Annotated in this window: 21 protein-coding genes; 9 read left to right on the top strand and 12 right to left on the bottom strand. The window is 73.5% G+C overall.

What is annotated here, in order from left to right:
• Nucleotides 1-135 precede the first annotated feature (135 nt).
• The 10 genes from RI554_03815 to proB all read right to left on the bottom strand — a co-directional run bounded on the left by RI554_03815 (nucleotide 136) and on the right by proB (nucleotide 11,429).
• Nucleotides 136-1,452 carry an NAD(P)/FAD-dependent oxidoreductase gene (locus RI554_03815; protein MDR9391135.1) on the bottom strand — a complete coding sequence of 439 codons (1,317 nt, stop codon included), beginning with the start codon at nucleotides 1,450-1,452 and terminating at the stop codon, nucleotides 136-138.
• Nucleotides 1,449-2,411 carry a sugar kinase gene (locus RI554_03810; GenBank protein MDR9391134.1) on the bottom strand — a complete coding sequence of 321 codons (963 nt, stop codon included), beginning with the start codon at nucleotides 2,409-2,411 and terminating at the stop codon, nucleotides 1,449-1,451. Before RI554_03810 ends, RI554_03815 begins: the two co-directional genes overlap by 4 nt.
• 91 nt (nucleotides 2,412-2,502) lie before the next feature.
• Nucleotides 2,503-3,705, bottom strand: a complete 1,203-nt coding sequence (locus tag RI554_03805) for an amidohydrolase family protein (GenBank protein ID MDR9391133.1) — start codon at nucleotides 3,703-3,705, stop codon at nucleotides 2,503-2,505.
• A gap of 28 nt (nucleotides 3,706-3,733) precedes the next feature.
• A complete protein-coding gene (locus RI554_03800; GenBank protein ID MDR9391132.1) occupies nucleotides 3,734-4,570 on the bottom strand; it encodes an ABC transporter permease in 837 nt (278 codons plus the stop codon).
• Nucleotides 4,563-5,492: an ABC transporter permease gene (locus RI554_03795; protein ID MDR9391131.1), complete on the bottom strand. Its 930-nt coding sequence runs from the start codon at nucleotides 5,490-5,492 to the stop codon at nucleotides 4,563-4,565. The genes RI554_03800 and RI554_03795 overlap by 8 nt, the downstream gene beginning before the upstream one ends.
• A 54-nt stretch (nucleotides 5,493-5,546) precedes the next feature.
• Nucleotides 5,547-7,079, bottom strand: coding sequence for an ABC transporter substrate-binding protein (locus RI554_03790; protein ID MDR9391130.1), 1,533 nt, complete (start codon nucleotides 7,077-7,079; stop codon nucleotides 5,547-5,549).
• A 93-nt stretch (nucleotides 7,080-7,172) separates the two neighbouring features.
• The gene (locus tag RI554_03785) at nucleotides 7,173-8,363 is read right to left on the bottom strand and encodes a M24 family metallopeptidase (GenBank protein MDR9391129.1); all 1,191 of its coding nucleotides are present in this window, start codon (nucleotides 8,361-8,363) and stop codon (nucleotides 7,173-7,175) included.
• Nucleotides 8,360-8,977, bottom strand: a complete 618-nt coding sequence (gene hisG / locus RI554_03780) for an ATP phosphoribosyltransferase (GenBank protein MDR9391128.1) — start codon at nucleotides 8,975-8,977, stop codon at nucleotides 8,360-8,362. Before hisG ends, RI554_03785 begins: the two co-directional genes overlap by 4 nt.
• The gene (locus tag RI554_03775; protein MDR9391127.1) at nucleotides 8,970-10,175 is read right to left on the bottom strand and encodes an ATP phosphoribosyltransferase regulatory subunit; all 1,206 of its coding nucleotides are present in this window, start codon (nucleotides 10,173-10,175) and stop codon (nucleotides 8,970-8,972) included. The genes hisG and RI554_03775 overlap by 8 nt, the downstream gene beginning before the upstream one ends.
• 99 nt (nucleotides 10,176-10,274) lie before the next feature.
• Nucleotides 10,275-11,429, bottom strand: a complete 1,155-nt coding sequence (gene proB / locus RI554_03770; protein MDR9391126.1) for a glutamate 5-kinase — start codon at nucleotides 11,427-11,429, stop codon at nucleotides 10,275-10,277.
• A gap of 86 nt (nucleotides 11,430-11,515) precedes the next feature.
• Between proB and RI554_03765 the strand changes: the two genes are divergently transcribed.
• Nucleotides 11,516-12,514, top strand: a complete 999-nt coding sequence (locus RI554_03765; protein MDR9391125.1) for an aspartate-semialdehyde dehydrogenase — start codon at nucleotides 11,516-11,518, stop codon at nucleotides 12,512-12,514.
• A 10-nt stretch (nucleotides 12,515-12,524) separates the two neighbouring features.
• Here the strand turns inward: RI554_03765 and RI554_03760 are convergent, their stop codons facing one another.
• On the bottom strand, nucleotides 12,525-13,394 hold the full coding sequence (locus tag RI554_03760; GenBank protein ID MDR9391124.1) for a YdcF family protein: 870 nt from the start codon (nucleotides 13,392-13,394) through the stop codon (nucleotides 12,525-12,527).
• A gap of 126 nt (nucleotides 13,395-13,520) precedes the next feature.
• Between RI554_03760 and RI554_03755 the strand changes: the two genes are divergently transcribed.
• From RI554_03755 to RI554_03720, 8 genes are all read left to right on the top strand, one after another.
• On the top strand, nucleotides 13,521-14,393 hold the full coding sequence (locus RI554_03755) for a DegV family protein (protein ID MDR9391123.1): 873 nt from the start codon (nucleotides 13,521-13,523) through the stop codon (nucleotides 14,391-14,393).
• Between the two features lie 169 nt (nucleotides 14,394-14,562).
• Nucleotides 14,563-15,657, top strand: a complete 1,095-nt coding sequence (gene coxB / locus RI554_03750) for a cytochrome c oxidase subunit II (GenBank protein ID MDR9391122.1) — start codon at nucleotides 14,563-14,565, stop codon at nucleotides 15,655-15,657.
• Nucleotides 15,644-17,557 (top strand): cytochrome c oxidase subunit I, encoded by a 1,914-nt coding sequence (ctaD, locus tag RI554_03745; protein MDR9391121.1) that lies wholly within the window; start codon nucleotides 15,644-15,646, stop codon nucleotides 17,555-17,557. The genes coxB and ctaD overlap by 14 nt, the downstream gene beginning before the upstream one ends.
• Nucleotides 17,557-18,189, top strand: coding sequence for a cytochrome c oxidase subunit 3 (locus tag RI554_03740; protein ID MDR9391120.1), 633 nt, complete (start codon nucleotides 17,557-17,559; stop codon nucleotides 18,187-18,189). Before ctaD ends, RI554_03740 begins: the two co-directional genes overlap by 1 nt.
• 7 nt (nucleotides 18,190-18,196) lie before the next feature.
• Nucleotides 18,197-19,282 (top strand): cytochrome C oxidase subunit IV family protein, encoded by a 1,086-nt coding sequence (locus RI554_03735; protein ID MDR9391119.1) that lies wholly within the window; start codon nucleotides 18,197-18,199, stop codon nucleotides 19,280-19,282.
• Nucleotides 19,283-19,301: 19 nt separating this feature from the next.
• Nucleotides 19,302-20,138: a cytochrome c oxidase assembly protein gene (locus RI554_03730; GenBank protein ID MDR9391118.1), complete on the top strand. Its 837-nt coding sequence runs from the start codon at nucleotides 19,302-19,304 to the stop codon at nucleotides 20,136-20,138.
• A complete protein-coding gene (locus tag RI554_03725) occupies nucleotides 20,135-20,767 on the top strand; it encodes an HAD-IA family hydrolase (GenBank protein ID MDR9391117.1) in 633 nt (210 codons plus the stop codon). Before RI554_03730 ends, RI554_03725 begins: the two co-directional genes overlap by 4 nt.
• Nucleotides 20,764-21,168 (top strand): DUF3208 family protein, encoded by a 405-nt coding sequence (locus tag RI554_03720; GenBank protein MDR9391116.1) that lies wholly within the window; start codon nucleotides 20,764-20,766, stop codon nucleotides 21,166-21,168. Before RI554_03725 ends, RI554_03720 begins: the two co-directional genes overlap by 4 nt.
• Nucleotides 21,169-21,184: 16 nt before the next feature.
• On the opposite strand, the gene RI554_03715 is transcribed toward RI554_03720, so the two are convergent.
• Nucleotides 21,185-22,780 (bottom strand): leucyl aminopeptidase family protein, encoded by a 1,596-nt coding sequence (locus RI554_03715; protein ID MDR9391115.1) that lies wholly within the window; start codon nucleotides 22,778-22,780, stop codon nucleotides 21,185-21,187.
• Nucleotides 22,781-22,889 lie beyond the last annotated feature (109 nt).

The following is a 22,889-nucleotide window of genomic DNA, read 5'->3' as shown; positions in this document are numbered from 1 at the left end:
ACGGAGCACAACGCGCGCTACCTGGCGACGAAGACCGAGAGGTTGGGGCACCTGCCCGACTGACGCCGGGGGTGGAGGGGCCGGACGGGGGCCGGGCGGGGGCCGGGCGGGGGCCGGGGGGCCGCGGGCGTCGACTCAGGCGCCGCGCGGCCGCCCCAACACCGCCGCGTCGCCGAGGATCGCGGCGGCCGCCTGCTCGCCCGCCTCCATCGCCGCCTGGATCGAACTGCCGCGCGTCGCTTCGCTCGCCAACCAGACGTGCGCGAGCGGCGTGCGGACCGAGGCGAGCAGGCCGGCCATGCCGGGCGGTTGGTCCGTCTGGGCGTCGGGGATGCGGTACGTCGCGAGGCACGGCCAGGCGTCGGCGTCGGGCCCGAACCAGCGGCGCAGCGTCGCGCGGACGCGCCCCTCGAGGGCGGCGTCGCGATCGACGCTCGGGTCGCTGGGGACGGGGTCGGCGTCGGGGAGCACCGTGACGGACAACAGCGCCCGCCCGGGCGGCGCGAGGCTGGGGTCGAGCGCGGACGTCCACGTCGCGTCCCCCACCGGGTCGCCGTCGCCGAGCATGAGGCGCGGTTCGCGGGCCGCGGCGGCGGGCGCGTCGAACGCCAGGTACGTCCCGCCCGGCCGCATCGGGGGGACCGCCGCCCCGCTCAGGCGGGCCGCCTCCGGCGGCGGGGTGGCGACGACGACGTCGCGGGCGTGGAGGGCCCCGCCGTTCGCGAGGGCGACGCGGACGCCGCCCTCGGGGGTCGCGTCGAGCTGCGCGACGGGCGTCTCGAGGTGCACGTCGAGGCCTTCGGCGAGCGCCTCGCCGATGCGGCGCATGCCGCCCTCGGGGCGGGCCACCCCCCCGAGCAGGAGCATGCGCAGGACGTAGCGGAGTTGGCGGGCGCTGGTGCGGAGCTCGCGTTCGAGGAACACCCCGCCGAAGAACGGCACGAAGAACCGCTGCACCGCCGCGTCGGAGAAGCCGCGGCGCGTCAGGAAGGCGCGCGCCGATTCGTCGGGGCCGGTGAGGAGGAGGGCCGGGGGGAGCAGCACGACCTCGGCGGCGAGGAGCCCGAGCCGCAGCAGGTCGAGGGGGGGCAGGGCGTGGAGGCGCAGCAGGCGCCGGCGGACGGCGGGGTCGCGCACGGGGTCGCCGACGGTTTCCTCCGGCCCGCCGCCGTCGCGAAGGACGGCGCTCGGGGGGAGGTGGACGAGGCGTGGACCGTGGCGACCGAGGTGCCGAACATAGCTGGGGTAGGCGGGGAACAGCACCTGGAAGCCGCGGTCGAGGACGAACCCGCCGGGCAGCACGTCGCTGGTGACGCGCCCTCCGACCCGGTCGCCGGCCTCCAGGACGAGGGGGGTGCGGCCGCCGCGCCGCAGCTCGCGGGCGGCGGTCAGGCCGGCGAGGCCGGCGCCGACGACGACGACGTCGGCGCGGTCGGGGAGGGCGCCGCTCACGCGCCGTCCCCGTCGTCGGCGCGGCCGTGCTCGACGAGGCGACGCCGGAGCCGCGCGTCCGGTTTCGGGCGCGCGCCCGCCTGCTCGACGACCCAGGCGGAGACGTCGGCGGCGAACGTCGCGGCGCGGACGGCGTCGCGGTGCTCGAGCCAGTCGGCGAGGAAGGCGCCGGCGAAGGCGTCGCCCGCGCCGGTCGCGTCCACCATCTGGCTGGGGGTCGCGGGGATCGCGACGCTCTCCCCCGGTCCCGTCTGGACGCGCGCGCCGCGCGCGTCGAGCTTCAGCACCGCCTGCGCGGCGGAGCAGCGTTCGCCGAGCGCGGCGACGATCCGTTCGGGGTCGCGCTCGCCGGTGAGGACGGCGCCCTCCTCGTAGTTCGGGAAGATCAGGTCGATCTCGAGGTCGCGGAGGAAGCCGAGGAACCGCTCGACGCCGACCGTTTCGATCAGTTGGAACGAGGCGGGATCGAACGACACCGTCGCGCCCCCGGCCTTCGCGATCTTCGCCGCTTCGCGGACGGCGGTGCGGGGCGGATCGGCGAAGAACGACCAGCCGGACAGATGCAGGTGGCCGGCCTGCGCGAGGCGCTCGCGGGGGAGTTCGCTGGGCAGCAGGTCGTGGTCGGCGCCCTTGCCGGACACCATGCTGCGTTCGCCGGCGTGATCGATCCAGACCGCCACCGAGCCGGTCGCGCGTCCCTCGGCGTGCATCAGGAGCGCCTCGACGCCCTCCTCGGCGAGGTTCTCCGCCGCGAGGTCGCCGAGCCGGTCGCTGCCGACCTTGCCGACGAAGTGCGCCTGCCGACCGCACCGCTGCGCCCACACCGCGGCGTTGGCGGCCGACCCGCCGGGGGCGAGGCCCACCTCGCCGTACGTGTCGCCCCCGGTCTGCAACGGAGCGTTGGTGCGGATCAGGACGTCCCAGGCGAAATCGCCGACGACCCACAGGGCGTCGTTCATGGCGTCAACGTAGCACCGCGCCGGGGGCGCGTCGGTGGCGGTCGGCGCGGTTCGCGGTCGGCGCGGTTCGCGGTCGGCGCGGTTCCCGGCGTCAGCGGACGCGGCGTCCGCCGTGCACGACCGCCTGCGGGCGGGCGTAGGCGTGCACGTCGCGCAGCGGGTCGCCGTCGAGCGCCACCAGGTCGGCGTGCGCGCCGGGCGCGAGCGTCCCGATCGCGCCGGCGCGGTCCAACGCCGCGGCGGCGTGCGTCGTGACGGCGGCGAAGACGTCCTCGAGGGCGACACCGACCTCGTGCATGAGCCCCAGCTCGCGCGGCAGGCCGCCGTGCGGGTTGAGGGGGGTGCCGGCGTCGGTGCCGGCCGCGAGCGTCACGCCGGCGCGGTAGGCCTCCGTGACGTTGGCGCGGTGGCGTTCGCCGATCGGTTTCGTCTTGGCGATCGCCCACGCCGGGACGCGGCCCTCCCCCTTCAGGATGCCGTCGGGGGCGGCGAGGGTCGGGACCAACCAGCGGGGCTGCGCGGCGTCGGTGAGCAGCGTGAACGCCTCGTCGTCCCAGTGGTCGAAGGCGCCGTGCTCGATGGTGTCGATGCCCGCCCGCAAGGCGTTCTTGATGCCCGCGAGCCCCTGCGCGTGGGTGGCGGTGCGGCGGTCGGCCTTGTGCGCCTCCTCGATGCCGGCGCGCAACTCCGCTTCGGTGAACTGCTCCGCGCCGGCGCGGACGCCCTGCGTCAGCACCCCGCCGGTCGCCATGAGTTTGATCACCGCGGCGCCGGCCTTGAGTTCCCCGCGCACCGCGCGGCGCACCCCGTCCGGCCCGTCCGCTTCGACGCCGAGGAAGTGCCCGTGCCCGCCGGTCATGACGACGTTCCGGCCGCACCCGACGACGCGGGGGCCCTCGAGGCGGCCGGCGTCGACGGCGGCGGCGAGGTCCTGCGCGAGGCCGTAGGGGCCGCCCAGGTCGCGGACGGTGGTGACGCCGGCGTCGAGTTGGGCGCCCATGCGCTCCACCGCGCCGAGCACCGTCGCGTTCTGCGTTTCGCCGCGCAGGCGCCCGGCGGGGTCGGCGTCGCCGTCCATGGCGAGGTGGACGTGCGCATCGATCAGGCCCGGCATCGCGGTGCCGGGCAGCGACGTCGCGGCGTCGGCGTCGGCGGGGGCGGCGTCGTGGAAGGCGGCGACGCGGCCCCCCTCGACGCGGAGCCACCCCTCGCGGGCGGTGGTGGGGGCGTCGGCGAGGCCGAGGAAGGTGCCGTGGAACAGGGCCGTGCGGGGGGCGTCGGACGGGTCGGGCATGGGGACCTCCGGGGGGTGGGCGCCCGCCTCAGCGGGCGCCGCGGAGTTGCGGGTCGAGGGCGTCGCGGAGCCCGTCGCCGAGCAGGTTGAAGCCCAGGACGGCGGCGAAGATCGCGAGGCCGGGGAACGTCGTGACGTTGGGGCTGGTGAAGATGTAGTTGCGGCCCTCGCCGAGCATCGCGCCCCACTCGGGGGTGGGGGGTTGCACGCCGAGCCCGAGGAACCCGAGGCCGGCGGCGGTGAGGATCGTCGCCCCCATCGAGAGGGTGGCTTGGATGATGACGGGCGCGAGGGCGTTGGGGAGGACGTGACGCCAGAGGATGCGGCCGTCGCGGGCCCCGAGGGCGGAGCTCGCCTCGACGTAGGCGACCTCGCGGATCGTGAGGACGCTGCTGCGCACCAGGCGGGCGAAGCGGGGGATGGTGCTGATGCCGACGGCGACGATGACGTTGATCAACCCCACGCCGAGCAGCGACACGAGGGCGAGGGCGAGGAGGAACGTCGTGAAGGACAGCATGAGGTCCATCACGCGCTGGATGGCCATGTCGACCCAGCCGCGGTAGTACCCCGACAGCACCCCGAGGGGGACGCCGATCACGAGGCCGACGCCGACGGCGAAGACCCCCATGAACAACGTCAGGCGGGCGCCGTACAGCAGACGCGCGAGGATGTCGCGCCCGAGGTTGTCGGTGCCGAGCGGGTGGGCCCACGAGGGGGCCTGGAGGACCTCGAGCAGCTCCTGCTGGGTGGGGTCGTACGGCGTCAGGAGGGGCGCGAACAGCCCCGCGAGCACGAGCAGACCGACGAGCGTTCCGCCGGCGACGGCGGACGGGTTGCGGCGCAGCCGCTTCCAGACCTCAGCCATAGCGGACCCTCGGGTCGATCCGTTCGTACGTGAGGTCGACGAGTAGGTTCACGAACGCGAACATCGCGGCGAAGACGATGACGAGGCCCTGCACCATCGGGTAGTCCCGCGCGAAGATCGAGTCGACGAGCAGGCGCCCGAGGCCGGGCCAGCCGAACACCGTTTCGGTGAGGATCGCGCCGCCCAACAGCTGGCCGAACTGCAGCCCGATGACGGTCACGACCGGGGGGAGGGCGTTGCGCAGCGCGTGCCGCCACTCGACGGTGCGGCGGTCGACGCCCTTGGCGTGCGCCGTGCGGACGTAGTCCTGGCGGAGCACCTCGAGCATGGAACTTCGCGTGATGCGGGCGATGAACGCCACGCTGAACGCCGCGAGCGTGACGGCGGGCAACACCAGCGATGCCGGCCCGTCGGCGCCGGCGGCGGGGAGCCAGCGGAGGTTGATGGCGAAGAGAATGATCAGCATCAGGCCCAACCAGTAGACCGGCATGCTGATGCCGAACAGGACGAGGGTGGAGACGACGACGTCGCCGAGGCTGCCGGCGCGGGCGGCGGCCCACGCGCCGAGCGGAACGCCGATCGCGATCGCCATGAGCATGCCGGCCGCCGCGAGCGTCAGGGTGGCGGGGAGGCGCGCCCCGATCTCCGCGAGGACCGGGGCGCTGGTCCGGGCGCTCACGCCGAGGTCGCCCTGGAACAGGTCGCGCAGGAAGATGCCGGCCTGCACGACGATCGGTTGGTCGAGGCCGAGCTGCACACGGATGCGGGCGACGTCCTGCTCGGTGGCGAGGACGCCGGCGATGACGCGGGCGGGGTCGCCGGGGAGCAGCCGCACCATCAGGAAGATGGTGACGGCGACGGCGAGGACCGTGACGAAGAGGCCGAGGATGCGTTGGAGGAGATAGGACAGGAATCCGGTCATGTCAAATAGCGAGCGGGGGGGAGGGGCCGGTGGGCCCCTCCCGGTCGCGGGTCCTCAGTCGGCGGGACGCGCGTAGATCGCGTCGAACTTCTCGTTGGGGAAGCCGCCGATGTTGGTGACCTCGGCGGAGTGGACCATCGGGAAGCTCTGCACCCACAGGAAGATCCAGGGGGCGTCCTCCCAGATTTGGGTGCCGGCCTCGCCGTACAGCGCCGCGCGGCGCTCCGGATCGAGTTCGCGGGCCGCTTCGTCGATCAGCGCATCGACCTCGGGGTTCTCGTAGAACGAGGTGGCGAGGCCGTTCGGCGGGTGCTGGCCGCTCTGGAACTGCTCCATCTGCTGCGCGGAGTCCATGTAGGACGGGGCCCAGCCGAGCAGGTGGAGTTGGGTCGTGTTCTCCTCGGGCGGCTCGAGCATCGTGCCGACGTAGGTCGGCCAGTCCATGGTGCGGACCTGCGTGTCGATGCCGACCTCGCGCAGGAAGTTCGCGATCGCCTGGGCGGCCGGGAAGTCCTGCACGTAGCGGCCGGTGGGCGCCATGAAGTCGAGCTCGAGCTCACCCTCCTCGATGCCGGCTTCGGCGAGCAGTTCGCGCGCCTTCTCGGGGTCGTAGGGGTACATGCCGACCTCTTCGTAGCCGAAGAGGCTGTCCGCCATCGGGGCGTCCATCGGTTCCGCCGCCCCGAACAGGATGCCTTGGATGATGGCCTCCTTGTCGACGGCGTAGTTCAGCGCCTGCCGGACGCGGGGGTCGTCGAGCGCCGGGTCGGTGTTGTTGATGGCGATGAAGATGGTGCGGTTGCTGGGCCCGAGCACCACCTCGGTGCGGGGGTTCGCCTCCAGCGCCGGGATGTCGGAGGTGGGCGGGAGGATCGCCAGGTCGACCTGCCCGGCGAGCACGAGGCTCTGGCGGGTGGTCGCTTCGGGCACGACCTGGAAGACGACCTGCTCGTAGTACGGGTTCTCGCCCCAGTAGTCGTCGAAGCGTTCGACGACGACCCGCTCGCCGAGGGCGCGCTCGACGAAGCGGTAGGGGCCGGTCCCGACGAGGTGCGTGACGTTCTCGTAGCTGTTGCCCTCGACGTCCACGATCGACGGGGGAAGGATGACGTTGGTCGTCATCGACAGCGCCCCGACGAGGTACGGCGCGGGCTCGGAGAGGTTGAAGCGGACGGCGTGCTCGCCGGTCGCCTCGACCGACTCGATGGCCGCGATCGGGCCGCGGCGCGGGTTGCGGACGTCGGGGTCGAGCAGGCGCTCGAAGGTCCAGACGACCTCGGCGGAGGTCAGCGACGTGCCGTCGTGGAAGGTGACGCCCTGGCGAAGCTCGACGTCGAGGGTGAGCCCGTCGTCGCTCGTCGTCCACGACGTCGCGAGCGCCGGTTGCGTCTGGCCGCTCGCGTCGATCGTGACGAGGCCCTCGGCGACGTAGTCCATGACGTTGTCCACCGTCGTCGTGGTGCTCTGTTGCGGGTCCAGCGTGTCGGGATCGACGCCGATCGCGATGCGGAAGGTTTCCTGTCCAAGCGCGCTCCCGAACGAGAGAACGAGCACGAACAGCCAGGGAAGAACACGGAATGCGGTCACCGGCAACACCTCCTTCAAAGGTTGCGCATAACCTTACACCCCGCGTAACCCCGGCGTGTCGAATGCCGGCGGGGGTGGGCCCCGCCTTTCGCCTCAGCCCCCGACGACGCGCAGGTCGGTCTGTCGACCGGTGGTCACCTCAACGCCGGCGTCGGTGATCAGCACGTCGAGCTCGCTGCGGACCCCGAACGCGGGCAGGTAGACGCCGGGCTCGATCGTGAGGCCCAGGTCGGGTCGGACCTCGCGCGTATCGAACGTCTCGAAGTCGTCGAAATGCACCGCGTCGCCGTGCGTGTGCTCCGACCCGAGCGAATGCCCGGTCCGGTGCACGAACGCCTCGCCGAACCCCGCGTCGGTGAGGTGGGTGCGGACGGCGCGGTCCACCTCCCACCCCTGGATCGGGCGGCCCTCGGCGAACGCCGCCCGAAGGGTCGCGACGCCCACCTCGCGGGCGTCGCGCACCGCCTCCCAGGCCGCCACGAACGCCGGGTCGGGCGCCCCGTACACGCCCATCCAGGTGACGTCGGCGTACGGTGCGCCGGCCTCCGGCCGGCGGGCGAACAGGTCGATGAGGATCGGGTCGCCCGGCGCGAGGGCGCGGTCCTCGCCGGGCCGCGGGACGTAGTGCGGGTCGCCGCCGTTCGGTCCGAACCCCACGATCGCGCGGTGCGCGTACGTGAGGCCGCGCGCGTCGAACGCGTCGGCGACGTGGGCCTGGACCTCGGTCTCGCGGACCGTCTCCCCCGCCGCGAGCCGCGCGTCGATCGCGGCCCAGGCCCCCTCGAGGACCTCCATGACGGCGTCCGCCGCTTCGCGGTGCGCCGCCACCTGCGCGGGCGTCCAGGCGGCGAAGCTCTGCAGCAGGTCGGCGGAGCCGTGCAGCGTCCCGCCGGTCTCGGCGAGGAGCGCCCCGAGCCACTGCACGGTGCCGGCGTCGACGTGGGAGACGTAGGGCAGGTCCGCGCGCGGGCTGAACTCCATCGCGACGCGCCCCCCGGCCGGCAGGAGGGCGCGCAATTCGCGTTCGAGCTCCGCGCGGCCGCCGTACGCCCGCACATTGAAGGCGGGCGCGCGGAGCGACCCGATCTCGAGGCGGCTGACGAGGAGGCGGGGGACGCCCTCGCGCGGGACGAGGGCGAAGATGCGTCGACTGAGGAGGCCCGCGTCGAGGTCCAGCACGCGGCGCGCGATCGGGTTCGTGCCGCGGAAGTCGTAGATCAACCAGGCGTCGAGGTCGGCGCGCCGGAGTTCGTCGCGGACGTGGGCGAGGGTGGCGTCGGTCATGCGCCGGAGCGTAACCGGGCGATCAGCGGTTTCATCTCCGCGGAGCGGACCTTGAGCGCCGCGCGGTTGACGACGAAGCGGGCGGTGGACGTGAACAGCACGTCGACCTCGGCCAGGTCGTTCGCTTCGAGGGTCGCGCCGGTCTGCACGACGTCGACGACGGCGTCGGCGAGGCCGGTGAGGGCGGCCAGCTCGACGTTGCCCTTGAGCGCAACGATCTCCGCGTCGCTGCCCACCTCGGCGAGGTAGCGGGCGGTGACGCGGGGGTACTTGCTGGCCACGCGACGGATCGGGCCGTGCGCGCCGGCGGGCCGCACGAGCGACATGCGGCAGCGGGCGAAGCCGAGGTCGACCGGCTCGTACACCGCCGCGTCGGCCTCCATCAGCACGTCCTTGCCGACGACGCCGGCGTCCGCCACGCCCAGCCCGACGAAGGTCGGGACGTCGGCGTTGCGCATGAGGAGGACCGTCCCGCTCGGGCCCTCGTGCCGCAACACCCGCTCGCCCCCCTCGACGCGGAGGTCGAGGCCGGCGGCGCGCAACGCGGCGAGCGCCTCGTGCAGGACGCGGCCCTTGGGGAGCGCGACGACGAGGGGACGTCCGGCGTCAGGCATCGCCGGCCTCCAACGCCGCCTCGAGGCGGGCACGGTCGGCGGCGGCCTCGGGTGCGGTCTCGGCGTCCGCCTCGGCCGGCACGATCGCGCCGTCGACCAGCAGCCACGGCGCGCGCTGGTGGCGCGCTTCGGCGCGGGCGCCGGCGACGTCGCCGGCGACGGCGCGCGCCACGCGGACGCCGGCCCGCCGCAGGGCGCGGGCGCCGGCGTCGTCGAGCGCGACGACGTCGGCGGCGGGGTGCGTCGCGTCGCGGGCGTCCAACGCCGCGCGGAGCCGCTCGAGGCCCATGGAGAACCCGGCGGCGTAGGGCAACCACGCGCCGTCGTAGCGCCCCCCACCGAGCAGCGGTTGGCCGTAATCGACGGTGTAGGCGCGGAAGGTGACGCCGGTGTAGTACGACAGGCGCCGCGCCATGCCGAGGTCGAGCAGCAGCTCGCGGGCGTCCTCGAACTCCGCGAGGACGCCTGCGAGGTGGTCGAGGGCGGCGTGAGCGGCGTCGGAGGTGGCCACGTCGCGGGCGGCGTCGACGAGCTCCACGCCGCCGTACAGGTCGGGGATCGCCCGGACCGCGTCGGCGGCTGGGCCGGTCGCGCCGGCGGCGCGGAGCGCCGCGTCGACGCCGCTGGGGTCCTTGCGGTCGAGCGCGCGGGCGACGGCGTCGCGCGCGACGGCGGGGACGCCGGCGGCGTCCATCGACGCCTTGACGAAGCCGGGACTGCCGATCTCGACGCGCGGCTCGAGGCCGACGGTCCGGACCGACTCGCGCGCGAGGTGGATGAGCTCCGCGTCGGCGCGGGGGTGGCGCACGCCGAGCAGCTCGACGCCGACCTGCGTGAACTCGCGGATGCGTTCGATCTCCGGGCGGGACGCCTGCCACACCGTCGCGTCGATCTGCAGGCGGACCGGGTGGGGGGCGGCGCCCGGATCGGCGAGGCGCGGCCAGGCGCCGCGCACGAGGCGCGCGACGGCGGGCGTGACGTCGCTCCGCAACGCCAGGACGTCCCCGCCGGTGTCGCTGAGCTTGAACGACTGGTCGGCGCGGGGGTGGTCGGGGTCGTAGTGCTCGAGGGCGGGCACCTCGACCGGGCGGTACCCCCACGCCTCGTAGAGGGCGTGCAGCGCCCGCCGGTACCCGCGCCGCGCGGTCGCGGCGTCCGGCAGGTAGGCGCGGGTGCCGTCGACCGGGGCGCGGCTCACGCCGCCCCCTCGCGGCGGGGGGCGGCGGGGGTCGCGTGGAGGCGCGTCGGGGCGTGCGCGGACGGAACGAGGCGGGGGACCGGCGACATCGGGAACAGGCTACCGCGTGTCGGTGGGCGCGCGCCCGGTGGGCGAGGGGCGGGCGGCGAGCACGACGAGGTTGTCGCGGTGCACGATCTCGTCGAAGTCGTGGGTGCCGAGCACGTCGGCGAGGTCGCGACTGTGGCGGCCGGCGGCCGCCGCGACCGACGCGGCGTCGTAGTTCACGAGGCCCCGCGCGACGGTGGCGCCGTCCGGTGCGACGACGTCGACGGCGTCCCCGAACGCGAACGTCCCCTCCGCGCCGGTCACGCCCCGCGGCAGCAGACTGCGCCCCTCCTCCAACGCGTGGGCCGCGCCGGCGTCGACGAGGACGCGTCCGCGCGGCGGTTGTTGCGCGATCCACGCCTTGCGGGCACCGGGGGCGGTGGCGGCCGGCGGCACCAGCGTGCCGGGCGTCTCGCCGCGGGCGACCGCCGCGAGGCCGGCGCCGCCGCCCCCGAGGATGCGGGTGGCGATGCCGGCGTCGCGGGCGATCCGCGCCGCGCGCAGCTTCGTCGCCATCCCGCCGGTGCCGTGCCGACCGGCGCTCGGCCCGACCGCGGCCTCGGCCGCGTCGAGGTCGTCGACGACGGCGACCACGCGGGCGTCGGGGGCGTGGCGGGGGTCGGTGTCGTACAGGCCGTCGACGTCGGTGAGGACGAGCAGCGTCGCGGCGCCGGCGAGGTAGGCGACCCACGCCGACAGGGTGTCGTTGTCGCCGAGCTTCAGTTCGCTGGTGGCGACGGAGTCGTTCTCGTTGACGATGGGCACCGCCCCGGCGTCGAGGCTGGCCTGCAGGGCGTGCTTGGCGTTGACGTAGCGGGCGCGGTCGCGGACGTCGTCCGCCGACAGCAGCAGTTGCGCGACCGGCCGGTCGGGAAACGCGGCGTCCCAGCGCGCCATGAGGAGGGTCTGCCCGACGGCGGCGGCGGCCTGCTTCGCCGGCAGGGTGAGGGGCCCGACCAAGCCCAATCGCTCGCGGCCGGCGGCGCCCGCGCCGGAGGAGACGAGGACCGGCGTGGCGCCGGTCGCCGCTTCGAGGGCGGCGAGGCCGTCGGCGACGGCGCGCATGCGGGCGTCGTCGAGGCGGCCGGTGGCGTCGGTGATCGAGCTCGTTCCGACCTTCACCACGACCCGCGAGGGGGCGGAGGCGGCGCGCGGGGCGGCGTCCATGACGAGCATGCTACCGCCCCGCGCGGTGCGCGCGTCGTGCTAGCCTCGCGCGCACGCCGGGCGGGGCCCGGCGGAGAGGAGGCGACGTGCGCATCGCCGTCGTGGGCGCCACCGGCGCCGTCGGACAGGAACTCCTGGCGCTCCTGCACGCGCGGGCCTTTCCCGCGACGCAGGTTCGCGCCTTCGCGTCCCCCCGCTCGGTGGGGCGGCGGGTGCCGTACGCCGGCGGGACGCTTTCCGTCGAGGCGCTCCCCGAGGACGGCGATCTCGGCGCGGACGTCGTGTTCAGCTCCGCCGGGGGGAGCCTGTCGAAGCGGGAGGCGAAGCGCTGGGCGTCGCACGGCGCGGTCGTGATCGACAACACGAGCGCTTGGCGCCTCGATCCCGACGTGCCGCTGGTCGTCCCGGAGGTGAACGGGACGGCGGCGGAGCGGCACCGCGGCATCGTCGCGAACCCGAACTGCTCGACGATCCTGGCGCTGATGGCGCTCGCGCCGCTGCACCGGTCGTTCGGCCTGGCGCGCGCGACGGTCGCGACGTACCAGGCGGTCTCCGGGGCCGGCGCGTCCGGCATCGACGAACTCACGCGCCTCACCCGCGCGGCGCTGGACGGCGACGCCGAAACGCCCGAGACGTTCGCCGACACGATCGCCTTCAACCTCTTCAGTCACGACAGCGAGATCGGCGAGGACGGCTACAACCTCGAGGAACGCAAGCTGCTGCTCGAGTCGAGGAAGATCCTGGAGGCGCCGGCGCTCCGCATGAGCGCCACCGCGGTTCGGGTGCCGGTCTACCGGGCGCACGCCGAAGCGATCCACGCGGCGTTCGAACGCCCCGTCACGGCCGAGGCCGCGCGCGAGGTGTTGGCCGCCGCGCCCGGCGTCGAGCTGGTCGACGACCGCGCCGGCAACGCCTTCCCCACGCCGCGCGCCGCGTCGGGCCGCGATGCGGTGCTGGTGGGACGGCTGCGCGAGGACGTCAGCCTGCCCGGCGCCCTGGCGTTGTTCCTGGCGGGCGACCAGATCCGCAAGGGCGCGGCCCTGAACGCCGTGCAGATCGCCGAGCACCTGACGGCCGCCCACTGAGGGGCGGCGGTCAGTCCGGCGCGACCGGCACGACGTTCGGCGTGGGCGCCGAAGGGTCGCTCGCCGCGGGCACGGCCGTCCGCAGCCCGCCAGTGGCGCCGGCCGCCCACGCCTCGGGCGAAATGCGGCCGGTCCGGCGGTAGACGAGGGTCGCGCCCCACTCCCGCACGACGGTGTCGAGGTCGGCGAGGCGGGACGCCGCCCCGGGCAGGGTGTCCCACCCGAAGCGCGGCGCCGCGGCGAGCGCGTCGACGGGGTACGGGACCGTCTCGATGCCCGCCGTCGCGAACGTCGCCCAGGCGCGCGGCATGTGCCACGCGGACGTCACCAGCAACCAGGTGGAGCCGGTGCGCGGCGCGACGCGCCGCAGGAAGGTCGTCGCTTCGTCGTACGTGCTGGCCACCCCCGGAAGGAGCAGGGGGCGGCGGTCGGCGAAGGCGGGCCCGAAGAAGGACGTGGCGGCGCTGGGGTCGGCGCGGAAGTCGGCGGCGATCGCTTCGGCGGTGACGGCGGGCAGCACCAGCGTCGCGTCGGGGTAGCGGCGCGCGAGCGCGGCGCCGGCGATCATGCGCTCCGCCGTCCCGCCGAGCGTCAGTTGGCCGCGTTCGGCGCTGGCGCGGACGTCGACGGCGCCCCCGAGCACGACGATGCCGTCGACGTCGGCGGGCAGGGTGCTGGGGAGCGGGTGGCGGGCCTCGAGCGGCGCGGCGAGCCACGCGGCGACCGGGAACGCCGTCACGGCGGCCCACACGAGCACCACCAGGGCGACGGTGCGCGCCGCGAGGCGGCGCCACCCCACGAGCGCGGCGAGCGCGGAGGCCACCAGCAGGACCAGCAGGACGCTGCTGGGCTGCATCAACCACCAGGTCGCGTCGGTCACGTCGGTCCCCCTCCCCTGCGTCGGTCGGCGTGGCGCGGTGCGGCGCCACCCCGTATACTCCCCGGCATACCACGCAGCCGGGCGCGGCTTCGGGCCGACGCCACCCCCTTTCCGGAGGTGTTTTGCATGCCGATCGCCGTCGTCACCGACTCCACCTGCGACCTGTCCGCCGCCGAGCTCGAGCGGCTGCGCGTCCGCCGCGTTCCGTTGTACGTGCACTTCCGCGGCGAGACCTTCCAAGACTGGATCGAGATCACGCCCGCCGAGCTGGTCGCGGGGATCCAAGGGGGCGCCGACCCGCCCACGACCAGCCAACCGACGCCCGAGGATTTCGGGGTCGCCTACCGCGAAGCGGCGGACGCCGGTGCCGACGCGATCGTGGTCGTCACGATCGCGTCGAACCTGTCGGGGACGTACCAGTCCGCGACGTTGGCGGCGCAGGACGCGCCGGTGCCGGTCACGGTCGTCGACAGCCAGAACGCGAGCCTGGGGGCGGGCATGATGGTGCGCCGCGCGGCGGCGATGCGCGACGCCGGTGCGGACGCCGACACCGTCCGCGAGGCGCTCGAGCACATGCGGGAGCGCATGCAACTCATGTTCACCGTCGGGAGCCTCGAGTTCCTGCAGAAGGGCGGACGGATCGGCCGCGCCAGCGCGATGGTCGGTAGTTTGCTGAACATCAAACCGATCCTCACGCTCGACGAGGGCACGGTCACGCCGGCCGGGAAGGCGCGCGGCGCGAAGAAGGCGATGAAGGAGATGGTGAGCCGCCTCGCGAGCTACCGCGAGGCGCACCCCGAGGGGGTCCTGCGCCTCAGCTTCCTGCACATCCAGGACGAGGCGGCCGCCGACCGGGTGCGCCAGGCGGTCCACGAGGCCGGCATCGACTTCGAGGACGCCGGGACCGACGAACTCGGGGCGGTCGTGGGCGTCCACGTCGGTCCGGGCACGCACGGCTACTACGCCTTCGCCGACGACCGCCCCGACCTGGGCATCTAGGCAGCGGACCGGCGCGCGAACGCCCCCCGCCGGAGTAGGGGCGTTCGTAAGCCCCGGCCACATCGGGACGGACGCCCCTTGTGATAAATTCTTCGAGACGCAACACCCGGGCGCGCCGCGGCGCGCCCCGTTCATCACCCCGCCCCCCGAGGAGGATTCGAACGTGCCCATGACGAGGTGGTTCCGATCGGCGCTGGTGCCGATCCTCGCGGCGCTGCTGCTGTCCGGATGCGACTTCGCCGGACCGCAGTCCGCCCTCGACCCCGCCGGCCCGATCGCGCAGGCGCAACTCGACCTGTTCAACTGGTCGTTGTGGCTGAGCGCCCTGGTGATGATCGGGACGTTCGGCGTGCTCGCGTACGTGATCCTGCGCTACCGGCGCGGGCAGCGGACCGACATCCCCGAGCAGAGCCACGGCAACCCGAAGCTGGAGATCGCCCTGACGATCGTGCCGGTCATCATCGTCGTGATGGTCGCGGTGCCGACCGTCCGCACGATCTTCGCCACCGAAGCACGGGTCACCCCCACCGAAGAGGACCTCGTCGTGAAGGTGACCGGGTACCAGTGGTGGTGGAAGTTCGAGTACCCCGAGTACGGCATCACGACCGCCAACGAACTGCGCTTGCCGACCGATCGGCGCGTCGTGCTGCAGCTCGATTCCGCCGACGTGCTGCACAGCTTCTGGGTGCCGCGCCTCGCGGGGAAGCGGGACATGATCCCGAACCAGGGCAACCAACTGACGTTCACCGCGCCGGAGGCCGGCACGTACTACGGGCAGTGCGCCGAGCTGTGCCTGGGGGCGCACGCCTACATGAAGTTCCGCGTCATCTCCGAGGAGCCCGCCGCCTTCGAGGCGTGGGCCGACACGTTCGACATCGACGGCGCCCAGCGGGTGCAGGCCGACCCGCAGGTCCAGCGTGGGCACCAACTGTTCGCCCAGAAGGGCTGCACGACGTGCCACCGCGTCGACGGCTACCGCGGCACGACCGAGGTCGGCACCCCCGAATTCCCCGACCTGACGAACTTCGGCACCCGCACGACGCTCGGCGCGGCGATCCTGCCCAACACGCAGGAGAACCTCGAGGCGTGGTTGCGCGACCCCGACGACCTCAAACCGGGGAACTACATGCCGGCCCTCTGGTCGGAGGACGATCCCGACGCGGACGAGGAGATCGCCGCGGTGGCGGCGTACCTGTTGAGCCTCGGGACGCCGGACGAGACCGAAGCACGCGCATTCGTTGGAGGCACCCATGGCGATCGGTAGACGCGACGTTCCCGCCCCCGCCACGCCCGACGCCGGCGGCGGCCTGCTGGCTCGGCCGGCGTGGACGAAGGGGCTCGGCAGCTGGTTGACGACCGTCGACCACAAGCGGCTCGGGATCCTCTACATCCTGACCTCCTTCACGTTCATGGGGCTCGCCAGCATCGAGGCGTTCATCATCCGCCTGCAGTTGGCGGCGCCCGGCATGGAGCTCGTCAGCCCCGACGTCTACAACCAGCTCTTCACGATGCACGGCGTGACGATGATCTTCCTCGCGATCATGCCGCTCGGGACCGGCTTCGCGAACTACTTCGTGCCGCTGATGATCGGGGCGCGCGACCTCGCCTTCCCGCGCCTGAACGCGTTCGGCTATTGGGTCTACGCGTTCGGGGGGCTCTTCGTCTACAGCAGCTTCTTCCTGGGCGGCGCGCCGGACGTCGGTTGGTTCGCGTATGCGCCCCTGACGAGCCTGTCGAACAACCCCGGCAACGGCACCGACTTCTACATGATCGGCCTGCTGATCGGCGGGATCGGCAGCCTCGTGACGGCGATGAACCTGATCGTCACGATCTTCAGCATGCGGGCGCCGGGCATGACGATGATGCGTATGCCGGTCTTCGTGTGGATGATCCTGGTGACGTCGTTCCTGATCGTCTTCGCCTTCCCGCCGCTCACGATCGCGCTGACGCAGATCGTCTTCGACCGGACGTTCGGCACGCTGTTCTACGTGCCCGAGGCGGGCGGCCTGCCGATCCTCTGGCAGCACCTGTTCTGGATCTTCGGGCACCCCGAGGTGTACATCGTGATCCTGCCGGCGTTCGGGGTCATCAGCGAGGTCATCCCGACCTTCTCGCGCAAGCCGATCTTCGGCTACCCCGTCATGATCCTGTCCGGCATCTTCATCGGCTTCATGGGCTTCGCGGTCTGGAGCCACCACATGTTCACGACCGGCCTCGGGCCCGTCGCGAACACCGCCTTCGCGCTCACCAGCTTCGTGATCGGCGTGCCGACCGGCGTGAAGATCTTCAACTGGCTCGGCACCATGTGGGGCGGCTCGGTCCGCTTCACGACCTCGATGCTGTACGCGATGGCGTTCCTGTTCATGTTCGTCATCGGCGGCATCACCGGCATCATGCTCGCCATGCCGCCGTTCACCGCCCAAGCGACCGACAGCTACTTCGTCGTCGCGCACTTCCACTACGTCATGGGCGGCGGCGCGCTCTTCGCGTTCTTCGCCGGCGTCTACTACTGGTTCCCGAAACTCACCGGCAAGCTGCTGCCCGAACGTTTCGGCCAGTGGACCTTCGCGGCGATGTTCATCGGCTTCAACATGATCTTCATGCCGCAACACTTCGCGGGCCTCATGGGCATGCCGCGCCGCACCCAAACGTACGAGGCGGGCATCGGGCTGGAGATCTGGAACCTCGTCTCCACCGCCGGGACGTTCGTGATGGGGACCGCGTTGTTCATGCTGCTCTTCAGCGTGATCTACGCCTTCCGCAACGGCACCCCCGCCGGGAACGACCCGTGGGACGCCCGGACGCTCGAGTGGGCCGCGACGAGCCCGCCCCAGCACCACAACTTCGACGAGCAACCCATCGTCACCGACCGGGACGCCTTCTGGGCGCAGAAGTACCCGGAGGCGTCGCACGGGGACGACGGGTCGCAGTGGGAGGGCATGGACTTCGATGCGCACGGCATCCACATGCCGGGGCAGTCGTGGTACCCGTTCCTGCTCGCCACCTCCATCTTCATCGCCGGCTACGGCCTGCTGTTCGAGAACTGGCCGCTGTCGATCCTGATGCTGGTCGTCCTCGTCGGCGCGACGTACGGCTGGGCGTTCGAGGGGGTCGGCGGGCACCACGTGCACCCCGACGACGGCGCGGAAGCGGCGGGCGACTGATGGCCGCCGACGCCCCCACGCAGGCCGCGGGGACCGTCCCCGCGCACGGCTGGCGCAGCAGCTCGCTGCCCGACATGAAGCTCATGATGTGGATCTTCCTCGCGTCCGACATCATGTTCTTCGGCACCCTCATCGGGACCTACCTCATCTACAAGGGCCGCAGCCTGACGGGGCCCTACCCCCAGGACGTCCTCGACATCCCCCTCACGACGGTCAGCACCTTCGTGCTGCTGATGAGTTCGTTCCTGATGGTGATCGCCCTCGATGCGCTCAAGCGCAACGACGTCGCCAAGTTCCGCCTCTGGACGTTCGGCGTCGCGTTCTTCGGAGCGATCTTCCTCGGCTTCCAGGTCTACGAGTTCAACCACTTCGTCGACCTCGGCCTGACGCTGCAGGGCAACCTGTTCGGCACCACCTTCTACGTCCTGACCGGGACGCACGGGGTGCACGTCGCCATCGGGGTCCTCTGGCTGTTGTCGATCGTCGTCGCCAGCTACGTCCGTCCCTGGACGTCGAAGGACGCGACGAACCTCGAGGTCGCCGGCCTCTACTGGCACTTCGTGGACGTCGTCTGGATCGTCATCTTCACCCTCGTCTACCTCGTGGACTTCATTCCCGGGGCGGGCGGCTGAGGTCGTCATGAGCCACGATCACGACTCCCACGCATCGCACGGCATCCGCGGCTACATCGTCGTCGCGCTGATCCTGGCCGTCATCACGTACGTCGAGTTCGCCATCATCGAGTACCCGATCCCCTGGCTCGGGCCGGGCGCCATCCTGTTCTGGTTGATCGCGCTCAGCCTCGCGAAGTTCGTGATGGTCATCGCCTACTTCATGCACCTCAAGGACGACGACGCCACCTACACCGGCTTCTTCACGAGCGGCATGGTGATCGGCATGGGCACCTTCGTGGCCTTCACGTTCCTGATGACCCTTCCCGCCAGCCTGCCCGAGATCCGCCAGGCGGCGCTCACGGTGTCGCAACCCGCGCACGGCGAGGCCGACGATCACGGCGGCGGCTACGGCGACGCCGGCGTCGACGAAGCGACCCTCGCGAAGGTCGAGACCGACGGCTACAGCCGCCCCCTCGCCGACGTGCTGCGCGACGGCCCCCCCAAGAACCAGACGCTGCGCGTCACCCCGCCCCCCGCCGCCCGCGAGGGGTGGACGGTGTCGCTCGCTACGCCCGCGTTCGGCGCGGCCCGCGCCGAGGCGGCCCCGAGCGAGGAGGCCGCCCCCACCGACGCGGACGAGGCGGTGGCCGACGCGGACGCCGCGACGACGGACGAGGCGGCGCAGGCGACCGAGGTCGCCACGTTCGACCCCGCCGCCGCGGAGGCCGCCTACGCCGCGAACTGCGCGTCCTGCCACCAGGCGAACGGCGCGGGCCTGCCCGGCGCCTTCCCGCCCCTCGCGGAGCACATGCCCACCCTCGTCGAGGGCGACGCGGGCCGCGAGTACGTCATCGCCGCCTTGCTGTACGGCCTGCAGGGCGAGATCGAGGTGCAGGGCATGACGTACGCCGGCGTGATGCCCGCCTGGGGCTACCTCGGGGACGACGTGATCGCGAACACCCTGAATCACGCCTCGACCGCGTGGGGCAACGACGCGGCGCTCCCCGACGACTTCACGCCGTTCACCGCCGACGAGGTCGCCGCCCAACGCGACGCCGGCCTCACCGCCGACGACGTCTACGCCCTGCGGTCGGCGCTCGATCTGCCCTGACGTCCACGGAGGAGGCGCGATGCCGGAGCTGTACCTCGGATGGCAAACCGATCCCGTCCTGCTCGGCAGCCTGCTGACGCTGGCGGTCGTCTACGGTCTCGCCGCCGGACCGCTCCGCGCGCGCCTCGCGCCCGGCGAGCCGTTCCCCCGGCGGGCGGCCGCCGGCTTCTACGGCACGCTCGCGGTGTTGTACCTGTTCGAAGGGTCGCCGCTGCACGACCTGGCCGAGCGCTACTCCTTGACCGCGCACATGGTGCAGCACCTCGGCATCGCCTACGTCGCGGCGCCCGCGTTGATCGCCGCGACCCCCACCTGGATGCTCCGTCCCCTGCTGCTCGGCGGCGGACGGGCGCGCATCTCCCGCGTGCTGCTGCACCCCGTCGTCGGCTTCACCGCCTTCAGCTTCTTCTTCTCCGCCTGGCACGTGCCGGCCATCTACGAGGGCGCCCTCCGCAACCCCACGCTCCACCACGCCGAACACGTCGTCTTCCTGCTGACCTCGCTGATGATGTGGTGGCCGCTCATGAGTCGCCTCGAGGCGCTGCCGCGCCTCCCCCACGTCCTGCGCCTCGCGTACCTGTTCCTGCTGCCCGTGGTGCAGATCCCCACGTTCGGCGCGATCACGTTCGCCGACCAGGTCCTCTACCCGACGTACGGCAACGCCCTCTGGACGCTCGGGATGCACCCCCACAGCGAACAGGTGCTGGCCGGCGCCGTCATGAAGACCGGCGGCCTGCTCGCGTTCGGGATCCCCTTCGCCGTCATCTTCTTCCGCTGGTACGCCGAAGAGTCCGGCCCGCAGGGGCCGCCCCGCGTCACGCCCCCCGAGGCCACCCCCGCGGGCGACGCCGCATGATCCGCGCGATCGCCTTCGATTGGGGCGGCGTCTTCACCGAAGGCACCTTCGACGCCGCCGCCGTCCGCGCCCTCGCCGCCGCCTCCGGCGTTCCCGAAGCGACGCTCGAAGGGCCCTACCTCGCCGCGATGGCGCCGTTCGAGGAGGGCGCCTTCGACCTCGCCGAGCTCCACCGCCGCCTCGAGGCGGCCGTCGACCTCGGTCTGGACGAAGCGACGTTCCGCGCGACGTTCCTCGGCGCGATCCCCGACCGCCCCGCCATGATCGACCTGCTCGACGCCATCCCCCCCGCGTACGTCGTCGGCGTGCTCTCGAACAACGTGCCGGAACTCTGCGACCTCGTGCGCGACGACCCGCGCATGGCCCGCGTCGACCACTGGGTCTTCAGCAACGAGATCGGCGTCCGCAAGCCCGACCCGCGCGCCTACGCCGCCCTCGTCGACGCCGCCCTCGTCCCCGCGGACGCCACGGTGTTCGTCGACGACGCCGAACGCAACGTCGACGCCGCCCGCACCTTCGGGCTGCACCCGGTCCACCTCCCCGACCTCGCAACGTTCGCGGACGGGTGGCGCGCGACGGTCCCCGACGTCCCCCTCCCCGCCTCGCTCCTGGAGGCGACCCGGGCGTGACGCCCCCCGACCCCGGTCGCGACCCCGATCTCGCCCTCCCCCTCGCGAGCGACGCGCCCGACGATCCCGACGCCCCCCGCCCGATCCGCATCCTCCAGGGCTACCTGTGGTTCCCGAAGGCGCTCGAGGTGGACCTCGGCACGTACCTCCCCGAACGCCTCGACCCGGACATCCACGTCCTCTGGGACGAACTGCCGGCCCCACCGTTCACCTTCTTCGACGACGGCACCCTCGCCGCCACCCAGCGCGTGCACCAAGTGACGGTCCTCACCTTCGCCGCGAGCGAGGAGGAGGCCGGCCGCTACGCCCCCTGGCTCGCCGAAACCCTCCAAGCGGCCCTGGAACGCACGCCGGAGGGGGTCGGCTGGCAGATCGTCGAGGACCTCCGGCCGCTCGGCTGACGCGCACGGGCCCCCTTCACCCGTCCTTCGGGACCCCCTCGGTCCCCGTCTCACCCTCCATTCCCCGACCCTCCGCGCGCACCCCACGCGTCGCGACGTCGCGCGCCACCTCCGCCAACAGGCGCACGCCGTACCCGGTCGCGCCCGGGTTCCACGTCCCGGTCCGCGTCTCGACGGCGCCCATGCCGGCGACGTCGAGGTGCACCCACGGGCGCGGCGCGAAGCGCTCCAGGAACACCGCCGCGACGCCGGCCGACCCCTCCTTCACACCGCCGTTCTTGAGGTCCGCCACGCGACTCGCGAGCGCCGTGCGGTACGCCTCGTAGCGCGGCATCGGCCACACCCGCTCCCCGCTCGCGCGGGCGGCGTCGCGCACCTGCGCCATCCACCCCGCATCGTCCCCGAACGCCGCGGCGGCGGTCCCCCGCCCCAACGCCGCGACGGCGCCGCCCGTCAGCGTCGCGACGTCGATCGTGGCGTCGGGCGCGAACGAGGCTGCATGCCGGAGCGCGTCGGCGAGCGCCAGCCGGCCCTCGGCGTCGGTCGACACGATCTCGATCGCCGTTCCGTCCGACGCCCGCACGACGTCCGACGGGCGGTAGGCGGCGCCGTCCGGCATGTTCTCGACGCAGGCGACGACGCTCACCAACCGCACGTCCGGCCGTTCCTGCGCCACCGCCCGCGTCGCCCCCAACACCGCCGCGGCGCCCGCCATGTCCCCCTTCATGGGGGGCATCGCATCGCGCCCCTTCAGCGACAACCCGCCGGAATCGAAGGTGACGCCCTTCCCGACCCACGCCAACGTCGGCGCGTCGGCCGGCACGGCGTCCTCCGGCGTGCGCAGCACCACCAGGCGCGGGGGATGCGCGGAGCCCCGCCCCACCGCCGCCAACGCCCCGAGGCCGTGCGCGTCGATCCAGGCCTCGTCGTAGACCGCGACCTCCAGACCCACCTCGCGACCCATCGCCTCCGCCGCGCGGGCCAGGTCGTCGGGCGTCATTCGGTTCGCGGGCGCATCGACCAGGTCCCGCGCCCAGGCGACGGCGTCGTGCGTGGCCGCCGCCCGCCGCAACGGCCCGGCGAGCCGCTCGGCGGCGGCGGCGTCCGTCCACCAGGTGACCTGCTCCACGCCGGCGGGACGGTCGTCGTCGCGCGCCTCGCTCCACGCGCGGTGGGCGCCCGACGCGAGACCGGTCAGGAGGGCGTCCGCGACGTCGGGGGCGTCCTCCGCCCCCCCGACCCACGCCACGCGCCGCGCCCCGAGCGGGGCGAGCGCCCGCCCGAGCTCCGCGCCGGCGAGGCGGGCCGCGTCGGCCCCGCCCCCCTCGGGCCGGCCGTGCAGCAGGACGCGCGGGACGGCCACCCGCTCGCGGGTCGGGATCTCCCGGGTCGCCGCGCCGGGACGGCCGACCCGCCCGAGCGCCAGGTGGGCGGCGAGGTCCCCGTCCAAGGCGGCGTCGAGTGCCGCGAGGGGGGCGGGGAGCGACGTCGCCCCGTCCGCTGCGACGGGGACGGTGACGACGAGGACGTCGGCGTCCGCCTCGCGCGGGTCGCCGGTCCGGATCTCGAGGGCGAGCGGGGGGCGGGGGGTCGGAACGTCGGATGGGGCCATGCGTACCTCCGGGACGGCGGGGCGCCGTCCCCCCATGGTGCCCCACGCGGACGCCGGACGGGGCGCCCCCGGCGGCGGGCCCAGGGGGGCTCGGCCGCGCTCGCGGTGC

This window comes from Trueperaceae bacterium (assembly GCA_031581195.1).
In the GTDB taxonomy this organism is placed as follows: domain Bacteria; phylum Deinococcota; class Deinococci; order Deinococcales; family Trueperaceae; genus SLSQ01.
This window is presented reverse-complemented; position numbering and strand designations above follow the sequence as displayed.